The organism is Sulfitobacter sp. M368, assembly GCF_025141875.1.
GTDB lineage: Bacteria > Pseudomonadota > Alphaproteobacteria > Rhodobacterales > Rhodobacteraceae > Sulfitobacter > Sulfitobacter mediterraneus_A.
In genome coordinates this window covers 1,152,221-1,163,081 of the sequence record NZ_CP081113.1, presented here as the reverse complement: position 1 = coordinate 1,163,081, position 10,861 = coordinate 1,152,221, and the positions used below count along the sequence as shown (strand labels likewise).

The 10,861-nt window shown below is 58.8% G+C and carries 8 protein-coding genes; 2 read left to right on the top strand and 6 right to left on the bottom strand.

What is annotated here, in order from left to right:
• Positions 1-42 precede the first annotated feature (42 nt).
• The gene (locus tag K3754_RS05865; RefSeq protein ID WP_259941867.1) at positions 43-432 is read right to left on the bottom strand and encodes a hypothetical protein; all 390 of its coding nucleotides are present in this window, start codon (positions 430-432) and stop codon (positions 43-45) included.
• A 185-nt stretch (positions 433-617) separates the two neighbouring features.
• Entirely contained in the window at positions 618-1,475 is an 858-nt protein-coding gene (locus K3754_RS05860; protein WP_203211911.1) for a M15 family metallopeptidase, read from the bottom strand.
• A gap of 201 nt (positions 1,476-1,676) precedes the next feature.
• Here K3754_RS05860 and K3754_RS05855 point away from each other — a divergent pair, with 201 nt between their 5' ends.
• Positions 1,677-2,231, top strand: a complete 555-nt coding sequence (locus K3754_RS05855; protein WP_203211912.1) for an OmpA family protein — start codon at positions 1,677-1,679, stop codon at positions 2,229-2,231.
• A gap of 34 nt (positions 2,232-2,265) precedes the next feature.
• Complete coding sequence (locus K3754_RS05850; protein ID WP_259941864.1) at positions 2,266-4,437, top strand: serine/threonine protein kinase; 2,172 nt, start codon at positions 2,266-2,268, stop codon at positions 4,435-4,437.
• Positions 4,438-4,454: 17 nt separating this feature from the next.
• On the opposite strand, the gene K3754_RS05845 is transcribed toward K3754_RS05850, so the two are convergent.
• From K3754_RS05845 to icmH, 4 genes are read right to left on the bottom strand one after another with little or no spacing between them, the layout of a single operon-like run.
• Positions 4,455-5,177 carry a PP2C family serine/threonine-protein phosphatase gene (locus K3754_RS05845; RefSeq protein WP_203211914.1) on the bottom strand — a complete coding sequence of 241 codons (723 nt, stop codon included), beginning with the start codon at positions 5,175-5,177 and terminating at the stop codon, positions 4,455-4,457.
• On the bottom strand, positions 5,174-5,857 hold the full coding sequence (gene tagF, locus K3754_RS05840) for a type VI secretion system-associated protein TagF (RefSeq protein ID WP_259941861.1): 684 nt from the start codon (positions 5,855-5,857) through the stop codon (positions 5,174-5,176). The genes K3754_RS05845 and tagF overlap by 4 nt, the downstream gene beginning before the upstream one ends.
• Positions 5,857-9,417, bottom strand: coding sequence for a type VI secretion system membrane subunit TssM (gene tssM, locus K3754_RS05835; RefSeq protein WP_259941859.1), 3,561 nt, complete (start codon positions 9,415-9,417; stop codon positions 5,857-5,859). Before tssM ends, tagF begins: the two co-directional genes overlap by 1 nt.
• Positions 9,414-10,847, bottom strand: coding sequence for a type IVB secretion system protein IcmH/DotU (gene icmH / locus K3754_RS05830; protein ID WP_259941857.1), 1,434 nt, complete (start codon positions 10,845-10,847; stop codon positions 9,414-9,416). Before icmH ends, tssM begins: the two co-directional genes overlap by 4 nt.
• Positions 10,848-10,861 lie beyond the last annotated feature (14 nt).

Here is a 10,861-nt window from a genome sequence, read left to right as displayed (position 1 = left end):
CGGGGCCGCTGGGCCGATTGCGCGGGACCACGCTGCGATCGGCTACTGGCCGTTTCGGGCGATGGCCTGCTCAAAACTCGCAAGTGCGTTGGGAAAGCCGATGGTCACGCTGTCTTCATTCTCGTCGCAGATCGCCGCCCATGGCCGCCCCGCCATGAACCCGCCGTAGGTCAGGACAAAACCATTGAGCATCGGCAGGGTGATCCTCAGTGTCTCGCCGGTACGGTGCTCTACCCCGGCGTTGGCCCAATCAGCCGCCGTCGGCTCTGCGTTTCCGAGCAACATCAACTGTTCATTGCGCTCCGCAATCTTGGCCCGCCATATCCCCGGTGAGGCGCTGCCGCGCAGGTATCCAACCACCGGCGGCGCGGGGGCTGGCAGATAGTATTGGTTCAACACAGCGCGAAGCTGTAGAAAAAGGTTATGGTCCATCGCATTGTCCAATTTGCGCAAAGAGACATGGCAGGCCTCTGGCCGCCACAGATCACCGCCCGCCTCTGAGCGCAGAATTTTCGCTTGCTCTATGGGCCGGATTTACTCCGCTCCCCAGCTCTACGCAGGCCGATCTTAGCATAATCACAAGGAAAAGTCGCGGGACGGGCAATCGTCCTGTCAGATCAAAGCTGTCCGTCCTTGATCCATTGGTCCAGCAATTGACGGCTGACCTCAAAATGCATGCTGTCTTCGCGCCCCCATGCGGCGCCCCAGACCCAGCCTTCGCTGCGGAAAAAATCAGCCAGAATGGTCAAGCCCAGCTGGGTCTTGCCATCGCCCAATGTGTCGAGCACTCCGTCGATGTTCAGATCTACCGCGAGGCCAAAGGAATGGGTCGATGCCCGTCCCCGCGTGCCGCGGATCTGCCGGACACATAATGCCCCTGCGGTGTTGATCCGCGCATAAAGATCAGGGTCGGTCACCTGAATATTCTGCATGATCTTATGCAAGGACTCGATGGCCGGTTTGAGCATCCGAACCCGAATGGGACCGACCTTTTCGGTGACCAGTTTCCCCTTCAATCGGGGGTTTGTCATCGCTTCGCAATTGTCCGACAACACTTCGCGCGGTGGGCCGAACACCTTGGTCAGATGCCGCGGACCGGCAATGACCAAACCCTCGTTCACCTTGCGCCGGTTCGCAATCAGAACAACCTGCGCGTATGAATCTATGATCTCATTTGGTCCGCTTTGGCGGAAGGTATCGGCATCATCGGGCACCGAATTCAACCCGCCGCCGCCACCCATCGGCGCACGCGATGCCTGCGCTGCGACATTGGACAATTCCGAGCTAAGCTCTTCAATCTGGATTTGCAGATCCTCGACCCGCTGGTTGAGCATCTCAATCTCGATACGGGCACCGGAATCAATGGCGGGGCCGTCGATCAGGTTCTCTTCGACCAGCACAGCAGGCAATAGCAGCCAAATGACCGGCGCGATGACAATCGCGAGGCTGATGAGGATCGCTGGAAGCAAGCGCATGATCTGAGGTCCACAAGATGCTGCCGAAACAGGATGGCGTGAGTAAAGCCTGCTTCGGCCTTGCGGCCAAGCGGAAACCACCTCAGAGTTGAACACCCGCCTCAAAAACGTTGTGAGACAGGGCAGCCTAGGATAGACTTTGCATATTATCCCGATCCCTTTGAAAGGAAGCGCGTTATGATTTCTCGCAGTAGAACATGTATGGGTGTAACGCTTGCAGTTGCAATTTCTGCGATGCCATTGACCTTTGCCGCCGCGCAGACCTCTTCTGAGATGACCGCAGAAGAGATCACTCAGGCTTTCGAAAAACAAAAGACCCGTGGTCTTGTTCTGGTGCCCGCAGACGGGTCAGACACAGGTGCAACAACGGAAACTGCGGCGGTCAAACCGGCACAGACCACCTATTCCCAGGTTGCCAAGGCAGATCAGGTGAACATCAAGATCAAGTTCGATTTTGACAGTGCCTCGTTGCGGGATGACCAGAAATCGAAGCTCGACACGCTGTGCCAGGTGATGAATGCGGTTGACGTCAAACTGTTTCAGATCGTCGGTCACACCGACAGTTCAGGGTCTGCGTCCTATAACAAGAACCTGTCCTTGCTGCGCGCTCAAGAGGTCAAGCGCCATCTGGTGAACGAATGCGCCGTTGATGAAAACCGCCTCGAAGCGATTGGTCTGGGCGAAAGTGCACCTTTTGACACCTCCGATCCCCGCAGCGATGACAACCGGCGCGTTGAATTTCAGGCATTAGGTTGATGGGCCTCGCCGTCTCTGCGGCAGCGACAGCACCATGACCAAGTCCCTTCCCAGCGACCTGTTCCAGATTGGTGATCTGGTCAACAATACCTACCGGGTCGAGGCCATTCTGGGCCGGGGCGGCACGTCCGACGTTTATCGCGCCCGGTCAGAGATCTCTGGCCGACTGGTTGCGCTAAAGGTTCTCAAGACCGAATTTGCCAATAACGATGACTATCTGCTGTTGCTCACCCGCGAAGAGGCGATGCGTGAGATCCGGCATGACGCGGTGGTGCGCTATGCCGAAAACAACCGCACGCCCGATGGGCATGTTTATCTGCTGATTGACTATGTCGATGGCCCGGGCCTTGATAAAAAGCTCAAAGAAGGGCCGATGTCTGCCGAGGACCTGTTGGTCATCTGCCGCCGGGTTGCCGAAGGGCTGCAGGCCGCACATGCCCATAATATTTGCCACCGCGATCTGTCGCCTGACAACATCATCCTGCGCGGCGGCGATCCGGCGCAGGCAGTGATCATCGATTTTGGCATCGCCAAAGACACCAACCCCGGCGCGGAAACTATTGTCGGCAACGAATTCGCTGGCAAATACGCCTATGCCGCGCCCGAACAGATGGCCGGCCACACCGATGAACGGACAGATATCTATTCCTTGGGCGCGCTTTTGTTGGCCAATTTCCGGGGCAAATCCCCCGACATCGGCAACAATCCAATGGAGGTGGTCAAGAACAAGGCATTGCCCCTTGATACCGATGGTGTGCCTGAGCCGCTGAAATCCCTGCTGGATAAGATGACTGATCCGGTGCCGGACAACCGTTATCAATCCGCGGCGGCGGTTCTGTCGGCCTTGGATGGCTCAGCCGCAGATGCCTCCCCGGACGAAGATGATGATTTATCAGACGCGACAATCATCGCGCCCCTGCCAAAGAAACAACCAAAGGCACCAACCGCTGCCCAAGCCAAGCCAGCCGCCCCCGCCAAATCCAAAGCCGATCCACAGAAATCCCGCGTCCTGATTCCGGTGATAGGCGGGCTGGTTGCAGTAGCCATAGGGATCGGGCTGTTCCTGTCCGGCGTCTTTTCCTCGGGCCCCGCCCTGCCCGTCGCGGATCCATACCGCCTGTCCATGGCCCGCGCCAAAGATGCCCTGCCCCGCGCTGTTGGATTTGTCCCGTCCGACATGGTGGCAGACGAAATTCGCGAACGCATTCGCGCGGCCAACGGCACCACCGATCTGACCCTCGCCAGCGGCGCAATTGCGGAAAGCTGGGGCGCAGATATCCTGACAATTCTGGACGCCGTAGATGATCTGGAGGTCTGGCGCGTCTCCGTGTCCGGCAATGACGTTGTGATCGAAGGTGAGACAACGGACAAAGCCGATTATGACCAGCTTCAAACCCTGTTTGATGCAGGCACCATTGGCGAACTTCAGACAGATGCGGCCTTCCGACTGAACGAAATTGTCCTGCCGGCGGAACGGTTGACCCCGATCCTCAAGGCGCGGGCCGATTGCGGGCCTCTGTCGCTCATCGACCCACCTGCGGTGGGTTACGGGCTGGGCAGCGCAATCACGGTTGGTGGCACGATGGCCAGCCCGCAAAGCCGTGATGCGCTCAGTGCCGCGCTTGGCGATGTGGCGGGCGACCGGCCAGTGAACATCTCAGTTGATCTGCTGAACCCAACATTGTGCCTGATGGAAAGCATTCTGCCCAAGGCTCCGACCAGCGACATCGACGTGGTCTTTTATCAGGGCGACAATGACAACGCCCCAAACCTGACCGGCGACTTTGTCGTTGGTGAAAACCCGGTGATTGATGTACAACTGCCGCCCGAGGTGAATTCAGGCTACCTTTCGGTTTCAGTGCTGGACGTGTCTGGCAACGTCTTTCACCTGCTGCCGAATATCAACCGCGCCAGCAACGCCGTAGCAGACCTGCGCGAGGGCGCGGAGGGGGCACAGACCATTCGCGTGGCATACGCCGTGAACAGCCCCCGCGAAAACGGCGAGATCGCGTTTCGGGTGGACGATTCAACTGTCGGGAAATCCAAGATCATCGTGATCCACTCCAGCGCGCCCTTGTTCGATGAAATGCGCCCCACAAGCGAATCCGCGCTCAGTTACTCAGAGGCACTGCTGGCCCAAGAAGGGGTGAACCAGGCGGAGATCTATTCGCTCGACAGCAAGATCCTTACGACCTCGACCCGCTAGCGTTATACTGGTCCGGCCTAATCGACATCCACGACAATAACGGTGATGTTGTCCGCGCCGCCGCCATCCAATGCGATCTGGATCAACCGGTCCGTGATCGTCTCAAGCGGGGATTGCGCCAGAACCTTTTCGAGCATCCCAAAGGTCGCATATTTGGTCAGCCCGTCAGAGCATAGCAAGAACCGGTCGCCCGGCTCCACTTCGCCGCGCACTTTATCCAGCTCCAGCTCCTCGCCCACCCCAACCGCGCGGGTGATGGCATTGGATTGCGGATGCTGTTCGGCCTCGTCCCAGGTTAGCTGACCAGATTGCACCAAAGTTGCAACGATAGAATGATCTGCCGTCAGCATCTGAATTTCCCCATCGCGAAAGCGGTAGATGCGGCTGTCACCGGCCCAGATCCCGACAAAGTGGGAATTGGCCAGAACCAGACAGGCAACCGTTGCGCCGATCACCTCAACCTGCCGGGTCTCGGCTTCGGCTAGGATCATCGCATGGGCGCTTTGGATTGCACCGCGCAGGGCATGCATCGTATCGGCGGCAGGCAGGTCGGGGTCGATTGTGGCAATCAATCCGGTGATCAATTGGCTGGCGTAATCCCCTGCCGCATGGCCGCCCATGCCGTCGGACACCACCCAGATCTTCTGCTCTGGCAGGGCCAAAAGCGAATCTTCATTTACGGCCCGTTTGAGCCCGACATGGGATCGCGCGTTATAGCGCACTTGTGTGATGTCGCTCATGTCGCCTCCTCCGTCCAGACCGCTGCGTCGAAATCAAACAGCGCCTGCATGTTCGGGCCTTCTGGCAGACCTTCGCAAACCAAAATCCGTTGATCCCCGTCAATTTGCGCAGACCAAACGCTGGGCGCGGTCAGATGGGCGGGCATTGACCGTCCTGCCAATGCTGCCAATAGATCGGCCTCCGATCCGGACTGCTGCATTGTCATCCGGCTCACCCCTTGCGACACTTTTGCCGCCGCGCCAGCCACTGGGCCGTTTAACGTGGACAAGGCAGCCTCCAGCCCGTCCCGGCCGGTTTCATCATCAAGGGAGGCCAGCGCTATATCTTCAAGCCGGGAAAAGAGATCCGCGTTGGAGAAATGATCGGACAACACAGGCGCGGCGGATATCAGCGGCGCCATCAATGTCAGCGGAAACCGCCGCCCGACCCGATCCACCGATGGCATCAGAACACCGATGATCTTGCCCGCCCCGGCCAGCCCCGGCGAAAGGCAAAACCGCCAGATCGGTACCGACATATAAAGCGCGTCCCATTGGCCGCCGTATGTATGGGTGCCCGATACCAAACAGCGCTGCAACCAATTGTCCCAGACAGAAACAAAACCCGGTGGAGGGTCCAGGCGGAAAAAATCCCCGATGCTGGGAATTTTGCCATAGGCTCCGAACCCAGCCGCCCCCATCAGAATGTCTTTGGGCAGCTGAATTTCGACAAGGCAGGCAAAGCAAAGGGGTTGATCACCGATCCGGACTGCAGCTGGAAGATCGCGATGCGCCCCCCGACCGTAAAGATCACCCGCTTGCGATCAGACACATTTGTGCGCCGCACCGTCGCTGCATTCAACAGACGGAACCACGCCCAGGGGCCGTCGCGTTGCAGCACGCTTTCGATGTTGCGCGGTTGCGGGTCAAACACCAGCCGCGCCAGCCCAACACCGCCCGGCCATTCCACCGCCACCGGTGTAGGCGCCCTGTCCCCATGGGAAAAGTTTACCTGACTGCCGTGAATTTCCAGCGCCACAGACTTGGCCTTGGGGTCAAGCGCCTGCGGCATGATCTGGAACTGGATCGTCGGTGTGGCCCCGCCAGCAAAGAATGCCTCACGGATTTCAGCGGCATATTGCAGTTGTTTGAGGACCGCAGGGCTGATCCCCAGATCAACGTCATTTACACGTTTCCACGACCAGGGCCGTGTGCGGGTGTCGATATACTTGAGCAGGTTTTCATTGACGAAACTGTCAATCAGGCCGGTTGGCCCGAACAATTTCTGAAAATCCGCAATCGCCACGTCAGCCCGCGCTCTTTGGTTGAACGGATAACGGTCGGTCAGCGCCTGTTGGCAGAAAGGCAGAATGCTGGACTGCCACCGCGCATTGATCCCTGATCGGGTGCTGTCCGAAGTGATGCCTGACGACCCGGACGCGATTTGTGTCGCCCAACGTTCAAGCGGCCCATCCGCACGGGCAGCGGCGTCAAGGAACCGTTTGATTGCAATGCCACCCTCACCGCCCGTGGACGAGCCAGAGAAGCTCATCTTGTTCAGCTCTTGATACAGCTCTGTCAGCAGGGTCATCAATTCGCCCAGCTGCGACGGCAGGCCCGGCTCCGGCGCTTCTGTCAGGCGGTGCAACCATTCGAACCGCTCTTCCACATAGGTGCCCGGTGCCTTGGGGGGCGGTGCGCCCGTTGCGGCAGCGGATTTTGACAGCGCCTCAAGCAAGATACGTGTCCGGTAACTGACTGAACGCTGCACCTCATTGTCAGCTGCCTGACCAAGGTCGGCCGCAACACCAGATCCACCGGTTGCCCCTGTCTCCGAAGCCAGCTTGGTTTCTTCCGCTATTGCTTCAAGCAGATTGACAATTGGTGAAGTCGGGCCAGACAGGACATTTGTCACCTCAACCGCGTGGCTGAGAGATTCAAGCGGGATGATGTCCACATCGCCCAGAATCGCATCGTAGCGCGAGATGTAATCGTTGTAGTAAAGATCAAGCACATCGCGGCTGAGCGCGGACAGCGCCTGTTCGGTTTGCTCTGCCTCGCCGCGGGGGCCAAGAACCCAGCTCTCGCGCTGGATACGCGCGGCCACCCCCAATGCTTCGTCCAAGAATACCCGGTTGAACCCCGCGTGGGTAAAGATGCCCTCGATACCCTCGTTCAACGCCTTGCCGGAGGACCGCACAAATACCCGCGACACCGCAGGGCCGCTGACATCCGTGATCCGCCATTTCGGCAGCTCGGCGGCGGCAGGGCTGTTGATGATGCCGTTATAGACCCGCTGTGCCAGAGGCATTTCAGACAGCAAGCCCTGCACTTGTTCGACCAATGGCCCGTTTAGTGCGATCTCCTGCATAGGCTGGGTCAACAGTGCCTCAAGATGCGCCTCAAGATCGGCGCGAAAGGCATCACGGGATGGTCCGGGATAGGCTAGCGACCAGTCCAGCACCATCCATTCACGCACCAGATCCTGGTTCATTGGCCCTTGCAGACCCAGCATCAGATAGATTTTCAACGCCTCATAAAGCAGATCTGGGTTGTTCATATTGCCACTGATCTGTTCCTCAAGGCGCAGCAAGAGCCGTGGCAAGAACCGCTGGTTCAAGGCCCGCCGATAGGTCTGCGCCGCTTGCGATCCGATGACCTCGCCTTGATACAAACCGTAGGTCAGCTTGGTTTCCGGCTTGGGCGCCCCAACAGTAGGGTTGTCCGGAAGCATCTTCAGCACATTCAGCGCCTCAACCACCGGCACCAGATCGGTATCGCCGATCGGACTGCTGGGCAGTGATGCCGCCACAACGCTATAATTCGCAACATTTTCGTTGGCCTCGGCGATCAGCGCACTGTTGCCCTGAAAGGACCGCACCAAAAGCGCCCCAACGCCGACCGCGACCAATACGGTCGCGGCAATGGCAGCCCATTTTGTGATCTTGTAGCGGCGTTCAACCTTGGCATCGGCAGACACCAGACCCGCCTCGGGAAAGATTACCTGTTCAAACAGGCGGGTCAGGAAATAGGACCGCCCCGCGCCCTGCCCACTGCCGATGGCCTGCCGGCCAATCCCGAAGGTCCGCGCCATGCTGAGCATCAGACGGTCGATGGGCGTGCCTTCCTGCGTGCCGGAGGTGAAATAGGCCCCGCGCAGCATTTGCCGCTGCTGATAACGATTTTCCTGAAAGACTTCGTTCAAAAAGGTGCGGGCGACGCCGCGCATAGATGCAACCTGACTTGGAAACCCTGCAATCAGCGACCGGCGCTGCGGGTCGGTTTCGGCCTGCATTTTTTCAAGGGATTGCGAATTGAGCCGCTCCAACAGCGCCGCAAACTGTTCATCAAAACCGGCCACGGGGGAGGCATCGCCCTTGGCTGTATCCAGCTCAAAGGTGAAGCCCCAGACCTGTTCGCGGTCCTCCTTGCCCAAACTGTCATGGAATTCCATGAAACCCGCGATCAGGTCCGCCTTGGTGAACAGCACATAAACAGGGAACCGCGCCGCGAGGGTCTCGCGCAGTTCAACCAAACGCTTGCGCACCGCATTGGCATGGCCCTTTTGGGTGATCTCATCCTGCAAAGCCAGATCGCTCAGGCTGATGGCAATGATCGCGCCGTTGATCGGCTGGCGTTTGCGGAATTTCTTGAGCAACCGCAAAAAGCCAAGCCAAGCGGCATTGTCCGCCTTGGCGTCGCTTTCCTGAGTTGTATAGCGGCCCGCCGTATCGATCAGCACGGCATCATTGGCAAACCACCAGTCGCAATTGCGCGTGCCGCCCACACCGCCAATGGCCGCCTTGCCCATTTTTTCGGCCAGCGGAAATTGCATGCCGGAATTGACGATCGCCGTTGTCTTGCCCGCGCCGGGCGGGCCAATCATGATGTACCACGGCAATTCGTTCAGATGCGTCCGCCCGTTCTTGGACTTGCGCAAATCTGCCATCGCGGTTTTCAGCTTGGTCCGCAGCTCCGAAATTTCATCGCCAACAACGTCATCGCCCGCATCGGTGCTTTCGGCGATCTCTTCAACCATTGCTGTTTCTTGTTTGCGCCGCTTTAGAAAAATCCCAAGCGAGATACCCCCGAACACCAGCAACACAGCAGCAACAACGACCAGACGCACCAGCACAGACCCAAGTGGCCTGATTTCATCGCCGCCAAAGAGCGGACCAAAATACCAGATGCACAACGACAGCACGACGGCAAAGAACGCCAGTACAAAGTGGATGGATTGGAAAAAGCGGAGAAACTTCATGCGTCTTTCTCCTGCACGAGGATCACTTCAATGCGGCGGTTGGTGGCCCGCCCTTCTCGTGTGCCGTTGTCGGCAATGGGTTCGGCATCCGCGCGGCCTTCGGCGCTGAGGCGGTCGGTATTCTGTACGGTCGCGGCCATGGACTTCATCACGGATTTGGCCCGCGCGAGCGACAGATGCATGTTCGAGGGAAACCGCGAAGACCGAATGGGAACATTGTCCGAATGCCCCACAATGATGATCTTGCCGGGCTCGTCGCGCAGCGCCTCGGCCACCCGTGCAATCGGTTTTTCAAAGGCATCAACCAGCCGGTCAGAACCAGACCCGAACATGCCAGACCCAGCAATACGTATGACCAATGTGTTGCCCTTGCCAAAGACCTTGACCAACCCTTCGTTGATCTCTGGCTCCAGAAAGGACACGACCTTTTCGATCTGGATGTCTTTGGTCGGAATGGGCGGTGGTGGCGGCGCACGGCGTTCCAGCTCGGCCACCGGACCCGCGTCAATCACCGACAATTGCCCGATCAAGTTCTCGGTCCGGTTGGACAGAACATAGCTCAATCCGGCAAATTCGGCGATCAGCAAGATACCTGTGACAGCAAGCGCGATCCAAACTGGTTTCCACGCCGACATAGCGCGATGGGGTTTGTCGACACCCTTCCATTGCGGTGAGAGGTCTCTTTCGAAATCCCCGCGCTGCGCCCGGATCAATTGCGCCAGCCCAAGCCGGATACGCTGATGCTTTTCCGGCCCGCCCTGTTCGACCCGCAAGCGCCCCTCAAAGCCAAGCGAGAGACACATGTAAAGAAACTCCAACAATTCCAGATTGTTGCCAGCGTCCTTTTGCAGCCGCGCCAGAAGATCATAGAACCGATCGCCGCCGACTGTTTCGCGGTGAAACGTGCCGACCATGGATTGCAGACCCCAGTTGGATTGCCCGCCCCAAGGCGTGTTCAGCACGATATCATCTATCGTCGCGCATAGCGCATAGCGCGCGGCCTTCACCGTTTGGGCCGCAATCCCCGCCTGCAAGGCGCGATTTTCAAAGGCCCGCACCTCGGACACAACCGATTGGCGCAGCTTTTCCGCGTCCATATGCTGTGCCTGGTTCTGGATACGGCTGACCAAAGCAAAAAGCGGCGCCGCGCAAGCGTTCAGCGTGTTCATGCCCGTCAGGACAAGCTCTGGTTCATTGTGGGATTTTCGGGTCTGCGCCGCGCTGCGCTGGCCGCCTTGTGGGTTGGGAACGCCAAAAGCTTCCGGGCCGCCCTCCTGCGCAGTGCTATGTTCTTGCGGCGTGGGCGCTGGAGCTGCGGGCGCTGGCGCCGCAGGTTGCGATTGCCCCACAGACCGACGCCCGCCGGGGTTGGGTTTAATCACCGTCTTGTCGGTATCGCCAGGTTCGGCGAACGGGTCGTCATCAGACATCGCGGCAGACCTCT

Bases quoted from the DNA above. Each gene is read 5' to 3' on its own strand.
- K3754_RS05865 (WP_259941867.1), bottom strand. From the start codon at position 432: ATGGACCATAACCTTTTTCTACAGCTTCGCGCTGTGTTGAACCAATAC.
- K3754_RS05860 (WP_203211911.1), bottom strand. From the start codon at position 1,475: ATGCGCTTGCTTCCAGCGATCCTCATCAGCCTCGCGATTGTCATCGCG.
- K3754_RS05855 (WP_203211912.1), top strand. From the start codon at position 1,677: ATGGGTGTAACGCTTGCAGTTGCAATTTCTGCGATGCCATTGACCTTT.
- K3754_RS05850 (WP_259941864.1), top strand. From the start codon at position 2,266: ATGACCAAGTCCCTTCCCAGCGACCTGTTCCAGATTGGTGATCTGGTC.
- K3754_RS05845 (WP_203211914.1), bottom strand. From the start codon at position 5,177: ATGAGCGACATCACACAAGTGCGCTATAACGCGCGATCCCATGTCGGG.
- tagF (WP_259941861.1), bottom strand. From the start codon at position 5,857: ATGGGGGCGGCTGGGTTCGGAGCCTATGGCAAAATTCCCAGCATCGGG.
- tssM (WP_259941859.1), bottom strand. From the start codon at position 9,417: ATGAAGTTTCTCCGCTTTTTCCAATCCATCCACTTTGTACTGGCGTTC.
- icmH (WP_259941857.1), bottom strand. From the start codon at position 10,847: ATGTCTGATGACGACCCGTTCGCCGAACCTGGCGATACCGACAAGACG.